The 17,396-nt window shown below is 48.8% G+C and carries 18 protein-coding genes and 2 pseudogenes; 19 read left to right on the top strand and 1 reads right to left on the bottom strand.

Annotated features, from left to right (window positions below):
* Positions 1-97: 97 nt before the first annotated feature.
* A complete protein-coding gene (locus FND36_08395; protein ID QDW74052.1) occupies positions 98-322 on the bottom strand; it encodes a helix-turn-helix transcriptional regulator in 225 nt (74 codons plus the stop codon).
* A 272-nt stretch (positions 323-594) separates the two neighbouring features.
* Here FND36_08395 and FND36_08390 point away from each other — a divergent pair, with 272 nt between their 5' ends.
* From FND36_08390 to mutS, 19 genes and pseudogenes are all read left to right on the top strand, one after another.
* A complete protein-coding gene (locus FND36_08390) occupies positions 595-921 on the top strand; it encodes a hypothetical protein (GenBank protein ID QDW74051.1) in 327 nt (108 codons plus the stop codon).
* Positions 922-1,009: 88 nt separating this feature from the next.
* The gene (locus FND36_08385) at positions 1,010-1,309 is read left to right on the top strand and encodes a sporulation protein YqfC (protein ID QDW74050.1); all 300 of its coding nucleotides are present in this window, start codon (positions 1,010-1,012) and stop codon (positions 1,307-1,309) included.
* 14 nt (positions 1,310-1,323) lie between these two features.
* Positions 1,324-2,587 (top strand): annotated as a pseudogene (locus FND36_08380) (stage IV sporulation protein).
* Entirely contained in the window at positions 2,562-3,557 is a 996-nt protein-coding gene (locus tag FND36_08375; protein ID QDW74049.1) for a PhoH family protein, read from the top strand. Before FND36_08380 ends, FND36_08375 begins: the two are co-directional and overlap by 26 nt.
* On the top strand, positions 3,554-4,048 hold the full coding sequence (ybeY, locus tag FND36_08370) for an rRNA maturation RNase YbeY (protein QDW74048.1): 495 nt from the start codon (positions 3,554-3,556) through the stop codon (positions 4,046-4,048). The genes FND36_08375 and ybeY overlap by 4 nt, the downstream gene beginning before the upstream one ends.
* A 23-nt stretch (positions 4,049-4,071) precedes the next feature.
* Entirely contained in the window at positions 4,072-5,718 is a 1,647-nt protein-coding gene (locus tag FND36_08365; GenBank protein QDW74047.1) for a polysaccharide biosynthesis protein, read from the top strand.
* Between the two features lie 63 nt (positions 5,719-5,781).
* The gene (locus FND36_08360) at positions 5,782-6,165 is read left to right on the top strand and encodes a hypothetical protein (protein ID QDW74046.1); all 384 of its coding nucleotides are present in this window, start codon (positions 5,782-5,784) and stop codon (positions 6,163-6,165) included.
* Positions 6,166-6,240: 75 nt separating this feature from the next.
* On the top strand, positions 6,241-6,474 hold the full coding sequence (locus tag FND36_08355) for a DUF896 domain-containing protein (protein ID QDW74045.1): 234 nt from the start codon (positions 6,241-6,243) through the stop codon (positions 6,472-6,474).
* Positions 6,440-7,039 (top strand): 5-formyltetrahydrofolate cyclo-ligase, encoded by a 600-nt coding sequence (locus FND36_08350; GenBank protein QDW74044.1) that lies wholly within the window; start codon positions 6,440-6,442, stop codon positions 7,037-7,039. Before FND36_08355 ends, FND36_08350 begins: the two co-directional genes overlap by 35 nt.
* Positions 7,040-7,058: 19 nt before the next feature.
* Positions 7,059-7,241 (top strand): DUF4250 domain-containing protein, encoded by a 183-nt coding sequence (locus FND36_08345; protein QDW74043.1) that lies wholly within the window; start codon positions 7,059-7,061, stop codon positions 7,239-7,241.
* A 118-nt stretch (positions 7,242-7,359) separates the two neighbouring features.
* Positions 7,360-8,523: an ABC transporter substrate-binding protein gene (locus tag FND36_08340; GenBank protein ID QDW74042.1), complete on the top strand. Its 1,164-nt coding sequence runs from the start codon at positions 7,360-7,362 to the stop codon at positions 8,521-8,523.
* A 73-nt stretch (positions 8,524-8,596) separates the two neighbouring features.
* Entirely contained in the window at positions 8,597-9,481 is an 885-nt protein-coding gene (locus FND36_08335; GenBank protein QDW74041.1) for a branched-chain amino acid ABC transporter permease, read from the top strand.
* 4 nt (positions 9,482-9,485) lie between these two features.
* On the top strand, positions 9,486-10,553 hold the full coding sequence (locus FND36_08330; protein ID QDW75584.1) for a branched-chain amino acid ABC transporter permease: 1,068 nt from the start codon (positions 9,486-9,488) through the stop codon (positions 10,551-10,553).
* Position 10,554: 1 nt separating this feature from the next.
* Positions 10,555-11,316 carry an ABC transporter ATP-binding protein gene (locus tag FND36_08325; protein ID QDW74040.1) on the top strand — a complete coding sequence of 254 codons (762 nt, stop codon included), beginning with the start codon at positions 10,555-10,557 and terminating at the stop codon, positions 11,314-11,316.
* 12 nt (positions 11,317-11,328) lie between these two features.
* Entirely contained in the window at positions 11,329-12,039 is a 711-nt protein-coding gene (locus tag FND36_08320) for an ABC transporter ATP-binding protein (protein ID QDW74039.1), read from the top strand.
* 13 nt (positions 12,040-12,052) lie between these two features.
* Entirely contained in the window at positions 12,053-12,673 is a 621-nt protein-coding gene (locus FND36_08315; protein QDW74038.1) for a cytidylate kinase-like family protein, read from the top strand.
* Positions 12,674-12,700: 27 nt separating this feature from the next.
* Positions 12,701-14,112 (top strand): annotated as a pseudogene (miaB, locus tag FND36_08310) (tRNA (N6-isopentenyl adenosine(37)-C2)-methylthiotransferase MiaB).
* A 71-nt stretch (positions 14,113-14,183) separates the two neighbouring features.
* Positions 14,184-14,618, top strand: coding sequence for a hypothetical protein (locus tag FND36_08305; GenBank protein QDW74037.1), 435 nt, complete (start codon positions 14,184-14,186; stop codon positions 14,616-14,618).
* 150 nt (positions 14,619-14,768) lie between these two features.
* Positions 14,769-17,396 (top strand): DNA mismatch repair protein MutS, encoded by a 2,628-nt coding sequence (gene mutS / locus FND36_08300; GenBank protein ID QDW75583.1) that lies wholly within the window; start codon positions 14,769-14,771, stop codon positions 17,394-17,396.

The following is a 17,396-nucleotide window of genomic DNA, read 5'->3' as shown; positions in this document are numbered from 1 at the left end:
AAGCGAAAGAAATCTTTAAAAGAAAACCATACGCGACAGTAGGGACGGGGGATTTTTAAAAATCCCCCGTCCCAAATTGAAAAAGCCCTGTCCCTTTTTAAACTTTTCTTGGATAGGGTTTCTTTTCGTCTGTCAACCCTAGCAGATAATCTACGCTGACACCGTAGAAGCCAGAGAGCCGGATCAAGAAATCTGCCGGGATCTGGCGGGTCCCTTTTTCATATCTGCGGTATACTTCTCGCTGGCAGCCAAGATAAGCCGCGATCTCTGCCTGGGTTTTATCATGATCGATTCTTAAATCTTCTAACCGTTGAAACTGCATATGTCCACCTCGATTTTATGCTACCAAACAATTGCATTTTGGTTTTTGATATGCTACCATATAGTAGCTAAATGTAGATTTAAGACGACGATAAGGATGGTGGATGCACAATGTTCTTCTGGCTTTTTTTCTTCTTTCTTTTTCTGGAATTTTTTACCCGGATAGTTTCTTTTCTTCTGACTCTGCAAAGTTTGTAGAAATTTGCGATTTCTTTTGCTACATTTTGACAGCCAAATCCGTTACAATACAGATGAGAAAGGAAGGAATGGGATATGCAAAGGAAAGAGGAGAAGATCTGTATCTGGATTCATCATACAGCTACAATTCTTGGATGGCTGGCGGCGCTGGTGGGTCTGTTTGACAGCAAACAAAAACCAGGGGCGAAGTTTCTGCTTGGGGTTTTTGCCGCTTTACAGACGATTGCGGTGCTGAAAATCTTCAGGGATTTTTGTTCCAGAGAAAACCGTCTTGCAAAAACCTTTGAGAAAATCCGAGCGTCAAGCCTGACCCATAGGGGACAGCGGGCGGCGGCCTGGTCGGCAGCTTTCGCCTGCGTAGTGTTTAAGCTTGGGATCCCGGCGCTTTTGATCCGGCGTTAATTAAGAAAAATAAAAAGCGCGAAAGGGCCATGCATATTTTCCCCAAAACTCCCATAAATTATTGTAAAATCGATAAAATGGCGTTTTTATGAAAGCAAAAAAAAAGGAAGCAGAAGAAAAAGACCGGCCCCTGCGGGAGAAGATCCTAAGAGTCTCAGAGCTTCCCAAAGATGTGGTCATGGGAATGCCGGTCCTGAATGTTCTGGGCCAAAGTGAGCTCCATTTAGAGAATTACCGGGGAATTCTGGAATACACAGAAGAAACAGTGAGAATTCTGATAAAAGGCGGACAGATCAAAGTGACTGGAAGGAACCTCCAGGTTGTCTATTATACCAATGACGAGATGAAGATCAGCGGCTATATCAAATCCATTGAATATCATCGCTAAGGGAGGCAAATAGATTGCTGCCAAGGCTCATCCGCTATATAAAAGGGTATCTCCGGATCCGGGTCAAAGGAATCTATGCGGAGCGGTTCCTCAACGCCTGCGGCCGTAAGAATATTGTTCTCTGGGATATCAAGCCCTCCGGCGGTTCCTACGAAATGAACATCACCATCCGGGGATTCCGAGAATTAAAACCGATCATCAGGAAGACAGGAACAAAAGCAGTGATCGTGAAGCGGTTCGGTCTTCCTTTTTTTTTACAGAAATATCGCCGAAGGAAGGTCTTTTTCGTGGGAGCGCTCCTGTGTCTCTGCCTGATAGAACTGTTCTCCGGTTTCTTGTGGAATATTGAGATCCAGGGAAATCTATCCTACACAGATGAGGAACTGCTGGAGTTCCTGAAGTCCACAGACGTACAAAACGGCATGCTGGTGAAAGATATCGACTGCGGACAGATCGTAAAAGATATCAGAAGACAGTATAACAATATTATCTGGGTGTCCGCATCCATTGAGGGAACTCAGCTGCTGGTACAGGTTAAGGAAAATGAAACCGCCTCCCAGCAGGAAGAACAGGCGGAAGAACAGGCCGCAGATCTTGTGGCCCAGCAGGACTGCGTGATCACCAGCATGATCGTAAGGAAGGGAGTTCCGCAGGTAGCAGAAGGCAGCGTTGTCAAAAAAGGCGACATTCTTGTCTCTGGACAGGTGCCGGTCATGAATGATGAAAAAGAAATCACCGGATTCCAGTATCACGTCTCGGATGCGGATATTATCGGAAGGACAGAACTTTCCTATGAAGACGAGATGCCTTTGACCTACCAGGAAAAGACGGATCTTGGAATTGAAAAAAACGCAGTACTTCCTCAAGATTGGAGATCTGAGGATCTGCCTTGGGTCATTCCGGCACTCATACCAACAGTTTCGGGGAAGTTCCAGGCAGTATCAATGCCGTTTGTTTGGAAATTTTTATCTCCCTGTCTCATGGGGCGTAAGGACAATCCGGCCTTATGAGGGGACTGTCAAAAACTATTCTTCCGACCAGATCCGGGAGGAACTTACCGCCAGATTTTCCGACTATCGCGAAGATTTAGGGAAAAAGGGGGTAGAAATTATTGAGAATGATGTTAAAATATACACAGGGTCTGACACGGCCCAGGCAAAAGGAACGCTGACCGTCCTTATGCCGATTGGGGAAGAAACGCCTTCCAGGCTGATCCATCTTCCTCAGAAAGAACAGTCAGGAGAAGATGCAGATGGGAATGATGGAAGCAGTAATTGAAATTCCTGCTGAACATGAGAAAAATATATTTGGCCAGCTGGATGTATTCGCAAAGAAAATCGAGCGCGCTTTACATGTAACGCTGATCGCCAGGGATGAAAGCGTCAAGATCTTAGGGGAAGCGGCGCAGGTGGAGCGGGCGAAAAGTGTTCTCTCGCAGCTGGCTGAGCTGTCTAAAAGAGGGAATACGATCCAGGAACAGAATGTGGACTACACCCTGGCCCTTGCGATGGAAGGACAGGAGGATGAGGTCCTGGAGATCGACAGAGATATCATCTGTCATACACTTCAGGGAAAACCGATCAAGCCAAAGACCTTAGGGCAAAAGAAATATGTAGACGCGATCCGCAGACAGATGATCGTTTTTGGGCTGGGCCCTGCGGGAACCGGAAAGACTTATCTCGCCATGGCTATGGCAATAACCGCTTTCCGCAATAACGAGGTGGGAAGGATCATACTGACCAGGCCGGCCATCGAAGCCGGCGAGAAGCTGGGCTTTCTGCCGGGCGACCTGCAGAGCAAGATCGATCCATATCTCAGGCCCCTTTACGATGCTCTGTACCAGATCATGGGAGCAGAGGCTTTCCTGAAGAATTCAGAGAAAGGCCTGATCGAAGTGGCGCCTCTGGCATATATGAGGGGCCGCACCCTGGACAATGCCTTTATCATTCTGGACGAGGCCCAGAATACGACCCCGGCTCAGATGAAAATGTTCCTGACCAGGATCGGTTTTGGTTCTAAAGTGGTGATCACTGGAGATGAGACGCAAAAAGACCTTCCGGCAGGCCAGGTATCCGGCCTGGATGTTGCCGCCGCGGTGGTCCGTCAGATTGAAGATATCAGTATCTGCCATCTGACCAGCAAGGACGTGGTGCGCCATCCTTTGGTACAGAAGATCGTCAAAGCATATGAGGAATACGAGAGCCGGGCGGCAAAGACTAAAACCCGGGGCAGGAGGAGACGTTCATGACAGTATACCTGGAAGAAGAAGGAAGCCTGACGCTTCCGCTTCCCGCGCGCTCACTGGCGGCAGAGGCGGCAGAGGCGGCTTTAGATGAGATCGGATGTCCTTACGAAGCAGAAGTAAATCTGCTTCTTACTATGAATGAACAGATACGTGAAATGAATCGGGAATTCCGGAATATCGACCGGGCTACCGATGTGCTCTCCTTTCCGATGATCGAATATGAGGACGCGGGAGTCTTTGATTTCCTGGAAGACGAGCCGGACTGTTTTGATCCAGAAACAGGCCGGCTGCTGCTTGGAGACATTGTGATCTCAAAAGAGAAGGTGTTTTCCCAGGCAAAAGAGTACGGTCATACGCTAAAAAGGGAATTCGCCTTTCTGGTTGTCCACTCCATTTTGCATCTGTCCGGATACGATCACATGGAAGAGGAAGAACGAAAGACAATGGAAGCGCTTCAGGATAAGATTCTGGAAAAGCTGGATATTTTAAGATAGATTTACGATAGGATAGTATAAGCATGGCAAATAAGAAGCAATCAAGCGGAAAAAGTTTTCTAGTACAAGGCTCCATCCTTGCGATCGCCGGCGTTATCACCAAGATCATTGGCGCGGTCTACCGCGTCCCCCTGGTGAATATCATGGGAGATACAGGGATGGGTTACTATGGCGTGGCGTTCCAGATTTACGCCATCGCGCTTACACTGACTTCCTACAGTCTGCCTCTTGCGGTATCAAAGCTGGTATCGGCAAGAGTAGCCGTGGGACAATATAAGAACGCGTATAAAGTTTTCCGAGGAGCGTTGGCTTTCGCCATTATGGCAGGAGGCACGGCCGCCCTTATTATTTTCTTTGGGGCTGGTTTTATCGCCTCAGAGATCATGGCCATGAGTCTGAGTTCTTATGCTCTGCGCGTGCTGGCGCCCTGTATCTTAGTAGTCGCTCTCCTTGGAGTGTTCCGAGGGTTTTTCCAAGGCAATGGCTCTATGATCCCCACCGCCTTCTCTCAGGTGCTGGAACAGATCGTCAACGCGGTGGTCAGCGTCCTGGGCGCGTATCTGCTTTTGCGGGCGGGAAGGGCGGCCTCAGACGGCTCTCTGGGATACGCCTTCGCGGCGGCGGGCGGTACGCTTGGTACAGTGGCAGGCGCCGCGGCGGCTCTTTTGTTCCTGGTCTTTAGCTACGCTGTCTACCGTCGGGTACTGAAGCGGCAGATGCGCCGGGATCGGACCAAAAAACGGGAAAGTTATAAACGGATCTTTAAGATTCTCTTGATCACCATTGCCCCGGTCCTGATAAGTTCTACTGTATACAATCTGTGCGGAGTGGTGGATAATGCTATGTTCGGGTCCATCATGTCCGCTCAGGGCCATCAGGAAAGTGAGTATGCCGTCTATGTAGGAATCTTAAGCGGGAAATACGATACGGTCATCAATGTCCCGCTGGCTTTTTCCAACGCCCTGGCAACCTCACTGATTCCAAGCTTAGTAGCGGCAGTAAAAGCGGGCAATCGGAAACAAGTACATAGAAAAATCGCTCTTTTTGCTAAATTTGATATGATGATCGCTATTCCAAGCGCGGTGGGACTTTTAGTCTTAGCGAAGCCGGTCTTGGATCTGCTTTTCTTTACAGAAAATAATACGGAAGCGGCAAGGATTCTTCAGGTAGGGGCGCTTTCTGTGATTTTCTACTGTCTTTCTACCGTTACCAACGCAGTGCTCCAGGGACTGGACCGGATGATGATACCGGTCCGCAACGCGGCGATCGCCCTTGGCGTCCACATCGCCGCCCTGTTTATTATGATGGTAGTGTTTGAATGGGGTGTCTATGCGGTTGTGCTGAGCAAGATCGTATTTTCCGCGACCACCTGTATCCTGAATTCACATTCCCTGCGGGAAGAAGTGGGCTATGTGCAGGAACAGAAGAAGACCTTTATCATCCCGGCAGCGGCCTCGATCCTGATGGGAATCGCCGCCCTTCTGGTACATCTGTTATTTGAATTGTTTGTGGGAACACAGATCGCGACGATCGTAGCGCTTCTTGCGGCAGTCGCGGTGTACGGAGTGGCTCTGATCCTTTTTGGCGGCCTTACAGAATCAGAGCTGCGGGAAATTCCGAAAGGGACAAAACTAATCTCTGTCTGCAAGAAATTGCATCTTCTTCGTTAAAATCAAGAAATGTATATTTCCTGATAAAAAAGCCGATACTGTACTAAAAAAGGGGTTGTCCTTATGAAAAACAAGTACGGAATTGGCTTTTTTGCTGTCGCGATCATTGCGGTCCTGGTGATCACCTGCGCCTATCAGTTTACTTTCCACCGAGCGAAGGAACAGGCAGAGGCGCAGACAGAGCAGGAGATAGAAGAAACCGAGCAGGCCAAGACAGAGCAGGAGTCGGTCAGCGCAGATGGAGCGGCATTAAAAGAAGACTGCTATTATCTGATGGAAGTAAACGGGTATATCGTAGTCTATCTCAGCGACAAGAAAACACCGTATGAATATACGGACATTAGATTCGACGAGCTGCCGTCGTCTCTGCGGGAAGAAGTAAGGAATGGGAAATATGTGGAAGGCGAGGCGCAGCTGTACGGTTTTCTGGAAAATTATTCTAGTTAACGTAGACTTCTCTGAGAAGATGGTGTAAGATAGAGCAGAAGTTCCACCAAATAACATCAGGGAGGATCGTATCACATGGACGAAAAAAAGATCGCGCGGATCAACGAACTGTATCATAAATCAAAGGCGGAAGGTCTTACAGAGTCAGAACGAAAAGAACAGCAGATCCTAAGGAAAGAATATATTGAGGCCTTTAAACAGAGTCTGCGCAGTCAGTTAGATAATATTTCCATCCAGGAACCAGACGGAAGTATTACAGATCTGGGTGAAAAATATGGAAAGAAAAACAGAACTCAAAGAACACATTAGAAAAAATCTGAAGCGGCAGAGAGCAGCTTTGGAAGAACAAGGCTGGCAGGAGAGAACGGAAGCGGCTGTATCTATCCTGACCGGCCTGGATTGTTTTCGGAAGGCGCTTAAAATCTACTGTTATGTGGATATTGGAAGAGAAGTAGGAACCAGAAAGGTGATCTGGGAAGCGTGGAAGCTGGGAAAACAAGTTTTTGTCCCAAAGGTGAAAGGCCGTCAGATGCGTTTCTATGAATTGACAGATATGGGAAAACTTTCCCCAGGAGCTTGGGGAATTCCAGAACCGGAGGAAGGAAAGGAAGGGAATGGAGAAGAGGGCCTGATCGTCGTGCCTGGCGTTGCTTTTGACCAGCGGCTGAACCGCCTGGGATATGGAGGCGGATTCTACGACCGTTTTCTCTTGGCCCACCCGGGGCTTCTCAGTGTTGGGCTGGCCTTTGAATTCCAGGTTCTGGACCGTCTTCCTGCAGAGCCTTTTGACCAGCCGGTAAAGATCCTGGCAACAGAGAAAGGTGTTCGGACAGCGTCCCAAGATGGAATCATAACGCCTATTTTTAATATATGAACAAAAAGGAGGAAGGACTATGGATATGAAACTGCCCAAAGATCCGGCAATGCTGTTAAGCGTGGTAAACACAAAACTAAGAGACCAGTATGGTTCTCTGGAGGCTCTGTGTGAAGATATGCAGGCAGATCAGCAGGCTGTCACAGCGGCGCTGGAAGGAATTGGATACAGTTATGACATCTCGAGCAACAGGTTTGTTTAAAAAGAAAACGAAATTTTAGAGTGGATTCTATTTTTTAGTTGACAAACGAGGCCCTGAGGGTTAATATTTAAAACAATCAGGGATAAAAGAAATGAGATGTTTTGAAGGAGGAATTGTTATGAAAACAAAAAAGGCAGTAAGCCTTATCCTTGCCGCGACACTGGCGCTTTCTTCTCTGGCTGCCTGCGGCGGAAGTGAGGAAGAGCAGGCTTCTAACTCGGATACATTTAAGATCGGAGGCATCGGGCCTACGACAGGAGATGCGGCGGCCTATGGTACCGCTGTACAGAACGGCATACAGCTTGCGGTAGATGAGATCAACGCGGCCGGCGGAATCAACGGCAAGCAGATTGAGTTCCAGTTCGAGGATGACCAGAACGACTCTGAGAAATCTGTAAACGCTTATAATACGCTGAAAGACTGGGGAATGCAGATGCTGGTCGGAACGGTAACCTCCAACCCCTGCACCGCGGTTGTAAAAGAGTCCTATGAAGACAATATGTTCCAGCTGACGCCTTCCGCGACCGCTGTTGAGAGTATCCAGTTTGACAACGCGTTCCGTATCTGCTTCTCAGATCCTAGCCAGGGTACCGCGTCCGCGGACTACATCGCTGACAATCAGCTGGCTACAAAGGTAGCGGTTATCTATAACAGTTCAGACGTATATTCATCTGGTATCTACCAGAACTTTGCTACAGAAGCGGAAGCAAAGGGACTGGAAGTTGTCGCTGCTGAAGCGTTTACCGCTGACAGCAAGACAGACTTCTCCGTACAGCTCCAGAAAGCAAAGAGTTCAGGCGCAGAATTGGTATTCCTGCCGATCTACTATCAGGAAGCTTCCCTGATCCTGACCCAGGCAGATAAGATGGGATATGATCCGGAATTCTTTGGTTGCGACGGCCTGGACGGACTTCTGGATGTAGATGGTTTTGATACTTCTCTTGCTGAGGGCGTAATGCTTCTGACACCGTTCACCGCTGATGCCCAGGATGAGAAGACACAGACATTCGTATCCGCTTATGAAGAAGAGTTCGGAATTGCCCCGATCCAGTTCGCGGCTGATGCTTATGACTGCATCTACGCTATCAAAGCGGCGGCTGAACAGGCTGAGCTGACACCGGATATGAGCGTCTCTGATATGTGCGACGCAATGAAGACTGCAATGACAGAGATCACCATCGACGGTCTGACCGGAGCCGGGATCACCTGGTCCGCGGATGGAGAGCCGTCTAAGGAAGCAAAAGCGGTTATCATCACCAACGGCACTTACGAAGCAATGTAATAAAGATTACAGAAGAATAGGAGGGCTGCCTTTGGCAGCCCTTTATTTCAGAAAAGGATGAGAGGGTGTGTATATGGATTTTATTTCTTATTTGATCAACGGATTAAGTTTAGGAAGTGTCTATGCTATCATCGCTCTGGGATACACAATGGTATACGGCATCGCTAAGATGCTGAACTTTGCCCACGGTGACGTCATCATGATCGGCGCTTACGTGGCGCTCACCTGTATGACCAGCTCTGGAATGTCGCCGCTTATCAGCGTATTGGCGGCTGTTGTTGTATGTACCATTCTCGGAGTCGTGATCGAGCGTATTGCTTATAAACCTTTACGAAATGCTTCTTCACCTTTGGCGGTTTTGATCACGGCCATCGGTGTCAGCTATCTGCTGCAGAATCTGGCGCTTTTGATCTTTGGGCCAAACAACCAGTCCTTTCAGACGGTTGTGGGATGGTCCGGTCTTTCTTTAGCCGGAGGGAAATTAAATATTTCCGGCGAGACGATCGTTACGATCATCGTCTGTGTCATCATCATGATCGCGCTCATGCTTTTTATCCGAAAGTCCAAAGCCGGACAGGCGATGCGCGCTGTTTCCGAAGATAAAGGAGCCGCGCAGCTGATGGGGATCAATGTCAACGGAACGATCGCTCTTACATTTGCCATTGGTTCTGCTCTGGCGGCTATAGCGGGAGTTCTGTTATGTTCCGCTTATCCCAGCTTGTCGCCTTATACAGGGGCTATGCCTGGAATCAAAGCCTTCGTGGCGGCGGTATTTGGCGGAATCGGATCTATTCCAGGCGCTTTCCTGGGAGGAATCCTTCTGGGTGTGATCGAGATCCTGGCAAGAGCCTACATTTCGTCCCAGATGGCAGATGCCATCGTATTTGCTGTTCTGATCATTGTTCTTCTAGTGAAACCTACAGGAATCCTTGGCAAGAACATTCAAGAGAAAGTGTAGGTGGATTATGATGCTGAAAAATATGAAGAAGACAACAAAAAGTAATTTGATCACCTACGGGATGGTGATCGCCGCTTTCGTGATCGCCCAGATCATGATCACCTCAGGCAGTATGTCCAGTTTGATGGAAGGACTGATGGTACCTCTGTGCATGTACGCGATCATGGCGGTTTCTTTGAATCTGGTGGTTGGTTTCCTGGGAGAATTGAGTCTTGGTCATGCTGGATTTCTGTGTATCGGAGCCTTTTCCAGCGCATTCTTCTCTAAGTGCACTCAGGATGTGATCCAGGCCGCGCCGCTGCGGTTTTTCCTGGCGCTTTTGATCGGAGCTGTCTCAGCCGCTGTTTTTGGTATTATCATTGGTATACCGGCTCTCCGTCTAAAAGGAGACTATTTGGCCATCGTTACTCTGGCTTTTGGCGAGATCATCAAGAACCTGGTCAATGTCCTTTGGGTCGGAAAAGATTCCAATGGCTTCCATTTCTCTATGAAAGACGTAATGTCCCTCAATATGGAACCGGATGGTATGGTGATCATCAATGGCCCCCAGGGAATTACAGGGACGCCGCCGGATTCTACGTTTTTGAACGGGATCATCCTGCTGCTTCTTACGCTGTTTATCGTGACAAATTTAGTAAATTCCAGAGAAGGCCGGGCGATCATGGCAATCCGTGACAACCGGATCGCGGCAGAATCTGTGGGAATCAATGTAACAAAATATAAATTAATGGCATTTACTATTTCTGCGGCGCTGGCGGGTCTGGCCGGAGTGCTGTACGCGCACAACCTGTCCACACTGACTGCCAATACCAATAACTTTGGGTATAATATGTCTATTATGATCCTGGTATTTGTCGTGCTGGGAGGCATCGGGAATATCCGCGGTTCTATTATCGCCGCGGTAGTCCTGACCCTGATCCCGGAGCTGCTCCGAGATCTGTCCGATTACCGGATGTTGATCTATGCGATTGTATTGATCGTCATGATGCTGTTCAACTGGGCGCCTAAGGCGATCGAGTGGAGAGAAAAGCATCTGGCGTTCTTAAAGACCAGAAAAAAGGAGGTTAAATAGAATGGCTGCATTATTAGATGTGAAAAATCTGGGAATCTCCTTTGGCGGCCTGCGGGCGGTAGACAGTTTTGACCTTTCTATTGAGAAAGAGCAGCTTTACGGACTGATCGGTCCCAACGGCGCAGGCAAGACGACCGTATTCAACCTGCTTACAGGTGTATATAAACCGGATTCCGGGAAAGTGCTCCTGGATGGGAGAGATATCACCGGCAAAAAAACGATTGAGACCAACAGGAATGGGATCGCGAGGACATTTCAGAATATCCGTCTGTTTAAGGAATTATCTGTCCTGGATAATGTAAAAGTAGGGCTTCACAACCATCATCCATATTCCGCCCTGACAGGAATCCTGCGTCTGCCGCGGTACCGCAGAGTAGAGCGCGAGATGGATGAAAAGGGCATGGAACTCCTGAAAGTTTTCGGCTTGGAGGAAGAGGCGCAGATCAAGGCTTCCAACCTCCCTTACGGAAAACAGAGGAAGCTGGAGATCGCCAGAGCACTGGCTACAGAGCCCAAACTTCTGCTTTTGGATGAACCAGCCGCTGGCATGAATCCAAATGAGACAGGAGAATTGATGGATACGATCCGTTTCGTCCGGGAGAATTTCCATATGACGATCCTTCTGATCGAACATGACATGAAATTAGTAAGTGGAATCTGTGAGGAACTGACAGTCCTGAATTTTGGACAGATCCTGGCGCAGGGTGAAACCAGCTATGTGCTGAATTCCCCACAGGTGATCAACGCATATCTGGGAGAATAGGGGGAAAGGATTATGGCAATGCTTACGATCAAAGACCTGGAAGTCTACTATGGCGTGATCCAGGCAATCAAAGGGGTTTCCTTCGAGGTAAACCAGGGAGAAGTGATCGCTCTGATCGGCGCGAACGGCGCGGGTAAGACGACGATCCTCCATACTATTACCGGATTGATCGCTCCTAAAAACGGCTCCGTATTGTTCGAAGGAAAAGAATTGACTAAGACTCCGGCGCATAAGATCGTGTCTCTTGGCATGGCCCACGTGCCGGAAGGAAGAAGAGTTTTCGCGGATCTGAGCGTATACGAAAATCTGCGGATGGGCGCTTATACTAGAAAGGACAGGGCCGAGATCGAAGAAACCCTGGAAAAGGTTTATGAACGGTTCCCAAGATTGAAAGAAAGAAGAAATCAGATGGCAGGGACGTTAAGCGGCGGGGAGCAGCAGATGCTTGCCATGGGCCGGGCGCTGATGTCCAAGCCGAAGATTCTTTTGATGGACGAACCGTCTATGGGCCTGTCTCCGATCATGGTAAATGAAATCTTCTCTATCATCCAGGAAGTCAGCGACAGCGGAACCACCGTGCTTCTGGTGGAGCAGAACGCCAAAAAGGCTTTGGCCATCGCGGACAGAGGATATGTTCTGGAAACCGGGAATATTGTGCTGGAAGGGAAAGCTTCTGACCTGTTAAATAACGATTCCATCAAGAAAGCGTATTTAGGCGAATAGGGGGATATGTCTTATGGATAACATAGTAATTACGGTGGCCAGGCAGTACGGCAGCGGCGGAAAGACTATCGCTGCTATGCTGGCAAAGGATCTGGGAATCAACTGCTACAGCAGAGAGATTCTTAAAATGGCTTCTGAAGAAAGCGGTATTAATGAACGCTTATTTGGACAGGCGGATGAGCGTTTGAAGATCAGCAGCTGGTTCAAGGTATTGAAACGGCCTTATGAGGGAGAACTATTATCTCCTGAAAGCAGTGGATTCGTGTCTGACGAGAATCTGTTTAATTACCAGGCAAAGATCATCAAGGATCTGGCCCAGAAAGAGTCCTGTGTGATCGTAGGGCGCTGTGCTGATTATGTGCTGCGGGATTACCCCAATGTAATGAGCGTCTTTGTCCACGCGGATAAGGAGTTCTGTCTGGAGCGGTCTTTGGAACGCAACAGCATGACTCGGCCGGAGATGGAAAAGTTTATTGAGAAAACGGATAAATACCGGGGAGATTTCTATCGGTACTATACCGGACATCAATGGGAGGACGCAAGGAATTATGACCTCTGCCTGAACAGCGGAAAGCTGGGCTTTGAGAAATGTGTGGAAGCTATCAAAGGATATATGAAGGTACGCTTTGAATAAGCCCCTTAGAATAGGAACGAATAAAGTATGCTTGAACAGATACCTGTAACAGAACCAGAAAGACAATATTATTTTATAGAAAAAGCCAAAGAACTGGTAAAAGAAAGAGAGGAGACGCTTGGGCGTCCCCTTTCTTATGCGGTGGTCACCTTCGGCTGTCAGATGAATGCCAGAGACTCTGAGAAGCTTCGGGGCATCCTTAAGGCCGTGGGATACCAGGAGGCGCCGGAGGAACAGGCGGATTTCGTCATTTACAACACCTGTACCGTCCGGGAAAATGCCAATTCCAGGCTCTATGGAAGACTGGGGCAGCAAAAGCCCAGGAAGAAAAAGAACAAAGAAATGATGATCGCCCTTTGCGGCTGTATGATGCAGGAACCTCAGGTGGTCGAGAAATTAAAGAAAAGCTATTCCTTTGTAGATATTATCTTCGGAACTCACAATATCTACAAATTCGCGGAACTTCTGGCCACTCGCCTGCAGTCTGGAAGAATGGTGATCGATATCTGGAAAGATACGGATAAAATCGTGGAAGACCTTCCCAATCAGCGGAAATATCCTTTCAAATCCGGCATCAACATCATGTTTGGCTGCAATAATTTCTGCAGCTACTGCATCGTCCCTTATGTAAGAGGCCGCGAGAGAAGCCGGAAACCAGATGCGATCATAAAAGAGATCCGCCGGATGGCGGAAGACGGCGTGTCGGAGATCATGCTCCTTGGCCAGAACGTAAATTCTTATGGGAAGACATTGGATGAGCCAATTACGTTTGCGCGGCTTCTGGAGAAAGTGGAAGAGGTGGAAGGCATCCACAGGATCCGTTTCATGACTTCTCATCCCAAAGATTTATCCGATGAACTGATCCAGGTGATGGCCAAGTCTAAGAAAATCTGCCGTCATCTCCATCTGCCGGTCCAGTCGGGAAGCACCCGGATCCTGCGGAAGATGAACCGGCGCTATACCAAGGAACAGTATCTGGAACTGACAGAGAAGATCCGGGAGGCTATACCGGACATTTCACTGACTACGGATATTATCGTAGGATTTCCGGGAGAGACGGAAGAAGACTTTCAGGAAACCTTGGATGTAGTGCGCCAGGTCCGTTATGACAGCGCGTTTACCTTCCTTTATTCCAAGCGGACCGGAACGCCTGCCGCCGTAATGGAGGATCAGGTTCCGGAAGAGGCGGCGAAGGAACGTTTCAGCCGGCTTCTTGATGAAGTCCAGACCATTGCGGCCCAAACCTGCGCTGTCCACGAAGGGACGACCCAGGAAGTACTGGTAGAAGCAGTCAGCGACCATGACCCGGAGATGGTGACGGGAAGACTCAGCAACAATCTCCTGGTTCATTTCCGGGGGATCAAAACCTGATCGGCCAGTATGTGGACGTTGACTTAAAAGAATGCAAAGGCTTCTATTATCTGGGAGAAAAGAAGTAAATTCCACCTATATTCTAAACGCAAAACGCTCAAACTATGTAGTAAAACATATATAGTGAGGGCGTTTTTACATGAAAGAATACTGTAAAGGAAAGAAAATCAGTGAATATTTATTCCTATGGGCGGCTGGCGGCTGCCTCTACTATAATTTCGAATTGTTTTTCCGCGGATTTTCCCACTGGAGCATGTTTGTGCTCGGCGGGATCTGCTTTGTCTTTTTTTATGTCCAGGGAAAGATGCTGCGCTGGCAGGATCCTCTCTGGAGGCAGGTCCTGCGATGTGTAGTATTTGTAACTTCTCTGGAATTTATCACGGGGATCATCGTCAACAAATGGCTCCATCTGAATGTATGGGATTATACAGGGATGCCGTTTCAGATTCTGGGACAGATCTGTCTGCCGTTTATGATCATTTTCTCCGGGCTGAGCGCCATTGGAATCATCCTGAGCGGATATCTTTCTCATTGGATCTATGGAGAGCCGAAACCAGACCTCCATGTATTTTAAGGAGAGACGGCAAAGCGGCGCCTGAGAATTAATGCTTTCTTATTTTGAGGAAAAATGCTATAATGGAATGTAAAATCGCAATGGAATTTTCTACAGAAGAGGAGATCGAATGTGGCTGAACTGACACCAAATATAGAAGAACTGACGCCGATGATGCAGCAGTATATGAAAACGAAAGAAGAATACAAAGACTGTATCCTGTTCTATCGCCTGGGGGATTTCTACGAAATGTTTTTCCAGGATGCGGTGACCGTCTCAAAGGAACTGGAGCTGACCCTGACCGGAAAAAGCTGCGGCCTCAAAGAGCGGGCGCCCATGTGCGGCGTCCCTTATCACGCTGTAGACGGGTACCTCAACCGTCTGGTCTCCAAGGGCTATAAAGTGGCGATCTGCGAACAGATGGAAGACCCGGCGACAGCAAAAGGCCTGGTCAAACGAGAAGTGGTCCGTATCGTGACGCCGGGGACGAATCTTGACACCCAGGCGCTGGATGAGACCCGGAATAATTATATCCTGTGTGTAGCTTACATTGCCGACCGGTACGGCGTCTCTGTGGCGGATGTGACGACGGGGGATTACTTCATGACCGAGCTGGATACCGGTGAAAAGCTGTTTGACGAGATCTATAAATTCATGCCCTCAGAGCTGATCTGCAATGAGGCTTTTTATATGAGCGGCATGGATCTGGACGACTTAAAAGACCGGCTGGGGATCGCGGTCTATTCTCTGGACCCCTGGTATTTTGATGATGACGGCTGCCAGAAAGCCTTGAAAGAACACTTTCAAGTCAGCAGTATGGAGGCGCTGGGTATCGCTGGGTATGACTGCGGCATCATTGCCGCCGGCGCTCTTCTGGAATATCTCAAGGAGACTCAGAAGACGTCTCTTTCCCATATGTCCAGACTATCCTTCTATACCACAGGGAAATACATGATCCTGGATAGTTCTACCAGACGGAATCTGGAGCTTTGCGAAACCCTTCGGGAGAAGCAGAAAAAAGGTTCTCTTCTTTGGGTGCTGGATAAAACCAAAACGGCTATGGGCGCAAGGCTTCTGCGCAAGTACATAGAGCAGCCTTTGATCGACCGGGAAGCTATCGAACAAAGGCTAAACGCGGTAGAAGAATTAAAAGAAAACGCCATTTCCAGAGAAGAGATCCGGGAATATCTGTCTCCGGTGTATGATCTGGAACGGCTGGTAGGAAAGATTACATATCAGTCGGCGAATCCCAGGGATCTGAAAGCTTTTGAGACTTCTCTTTCCATGCTTCCCCATATCAAATACCTCCTTAGCGAGATGAAGAGTCCTTTTTTGCGGGAGATCTTCGAGGAAATGGACACTCTGGAGGACCTGTGCGGTCTGATCCAGTCGGCGATCAAAGAAGACCCTCCCATCGCCATGAAGGAGGGCGGGATCATCCGAGACGGATATGATGAAGAAGTGGATCGTCTGCGCAGCGCCAAATCAGACGGCAAAGAGTGGCTGGCTCAGCTGGAAGAGCAGGAACGGGAGAAAACAGGGATCAAAAATCTGCGCATCCGCTATAATAAAGTATTTGGATACTATCTGGAAGTGACCAATTCTTTTAAAAATCTGGTGCCGGACTATTATACCCGGAAACAGACCCTGGCCAACGCGGAACGATATATCATCCCGGAACTAAAAGAGCTGGAGGATACAATCCTTGGCGCGGAGGACAAGCTTTACGCCCTGGAATACCAGCTCTACTGTGAAGTGCGGGACCGTATCGCCGCGGAGGTGCTCCGGATACAGGCTTCTGCCAAAGCGGTGGCCAAGACAGATGTATTTGCTTCTCTTGCGCTGGTCGCCGAGCGGGGCGGTTATGTCCGGCCAAAGATCAACGAAAAAGGTGTGATCGATATCAAGGATGGCCGTCATCCGGTAGTGGAGAAAATGATCCCTGAGGATATGTTCATCGCCAACGACACCTATCTGGATGACAAGAAGAAGCGGATTTCCATTATCACAGGACCCAATATGGCGGGAAAATCTACATACATGAGGCAGACAGCCTTGATCGTGCTGATGGCTCAGATCGGGTCTTTTGTACCGGCTTCCCACGCCAACATCGGTCTGGTAGACCGGATTTTTACCCGGGTGGGCGCATCCGATGACCTGGCCTCCGGGCAGAGTACCTTTATGGTAGAAATGACAGAAGTGGCCAATATCCTTCGGAACGCTACCAGCAAAAGTCTCTTGATCCTGGATGAGATCGGCCGCGGGACCAGTACTTTTGACGGGCTGAGCATCGCCTGGGCCGTGATCGAGCATATCAGCGACAGCAGGCTTCTGGGGGCAAAGACGTTATTCGCCACCCACTACCACGAATTGACCGAGCTGGAGGGCAAGATCGACAATGTGAACAATTACTGCATCGCGGTTAAAGAAAAAGGGGACGATATCATCTTCCTCCGAAAGATCGTCAAAGGCGGAGCGGATAAAAGCTACGGCATCCAAGTGGCCAGGCTGGCCGGTGTGCCAGACTGTGTGATCAACCGCGCCAAAGAGATCGTGGAAGAATTGGTCCACGCCGATATTACTACGCGGATCAAGGATATTGCCGCTCACGGCCATGAGCCGAAGATCAAAACGAAAAAGTATGACGAGGTGGATCTGGCGCAGATGTCTCTTTTTGACACAGTCAGAGACGATGACATCATCCAGGAGATCAAGGATCTGGACCTTGGCAACCTGACTCCCATCGATGCTCTGAACACCTTATATCAGCTCCAGAACAAATTAAAAAACAGGTGGTAA

Source organism: Lachnospiraceae bacterium KGMB03038 (genome assembly GCA_007361935.1).
Classification (GTDB): domain Bacteria; phylum Bacillota; class Clostridia; order Lachnospirales; family Lachnospiraceae; genus Massilistercora.
The sequence above is the reverse complement of the archived record's forward strand: the minus strand, read 5'-3'. Positions and strand labels throughout refer to the sequence as shown.

Excerpts from the sequence above, each read along its gene's own strand:
- FND36_08395 (QDW74052.1), bottom strand. The coding sequence starts at position 322 with ATGCAGTTTCAACGGTTAGAAGATTTAAGAATCGATCATGATAAAACC.
- FND36_08390 (QDW74051.1), top strand. The coding sequence starts at position 595 with ATGCAAAGGAAAGAGGAGAAGATCTGTATCTGGATTCATCATACAGCT.
- FND36_08385 (QDW74050.1), top strand. The coding sequence starts at position 1,010 with ATGAAAGCAAAAAAAAAGGAAGCAGAAGAAAAAGACCGGCCCCTGCGG.
- FND36_08375 (QDW74049.1), top strand. The coding sequence starts at position 2,562 with ATGGGAATGATGGAAGCAGTAATTGAAATTCCTGCTGAACATGAGAAA.
- ybeY (QDW74048.1), top strand. The coding sequence starts at position 3,554 with ATGACAGTATACCTGGAAGAAGAAGGAAGCCTGACGCTTCCGCTTCCC.
- FND36_08365 (QDW74047.1), top strand. The coding sequence starts at position 4,072 with ATGGCAAATAAGAAGCAATCAAGCGGAAAAAGTTTTCTAGTACAAGGC.
- FND36_08360 (QDW74046.1), top strand. The coding sequence starts at position 5,782 with ATGAAAAACAAGTACGGAATTGGCTTTTTTGCTGTCGCGATCATTGCG.
- FND36_08355 (QDW74045.1), top strand. The coding sequence starts at position 6,241 with ATGGACGAAAAAAAGATCGCGCGGATCAACGAACTGTATCATAAATCA.
- FND36_08350 (QDW74044.1), top strand. The coding sequence starts at position 6,440 with ATGGAAAGAAAAACAGAACTCAAAGAACACATTAGAAAAAATCTGAAG.
- FND36_08345 (QDW74043.1), top strand. The coding sequence starts at position 7,059 with ATGGATATGAAACTGCCCAAAGATCCGGCAATGCTGTTAAGCGTGGTA.
- FND36_08340 (QDW74042.1), top strand. The coding sequence starts at position 7,360 with ATGAAAACAAAAAAGGCAGTAAGCCTTATCCTTGCCGCGACACTGGCG.
- FND36_08335 (QDW74041.1), top strand. The coding sequence starts at position 8,597 with ATGGATTTTATTTCTTATTTGATCAACGGATTAAGTTTAGGAAGTGTC.
- FND36_08325 (QDW74040.1), top strand. The coding sequence starts at position 10,555 with ATGGCTGCATTATTAGATGTGAAAAATCTGGGAATCTCCTTTGGCGGC.
- FND36_08320 (QDW74039.1), top strand. The coding sequence starts at position 11,329 with ATGGCAATGCTTACGATCAAAGACCTGGAAGTCTACTATGGCGTGATC.
- FND36_08315 (QDW74038.1), top strand. The coding sequence starts at position 12,053 with ATGGATAACATAGTAATTACGGTGGCCAGGCAGTACGGCAGCGGCGGA.
- FND36_08305 (QDW74037.1), top strand. The coding sequence starts at position 14,184 with ATGAAAGAATACTGTAAAGGAAAGAAAATCAGTGAATATTTATTCCTA.
- mutS (QDW75583.1), top strand. The coding sequence starts at position 14,769 with ATGATGCAGCAGTATATGAAAACGAAAGAAGAATACAAAGACTGTATC.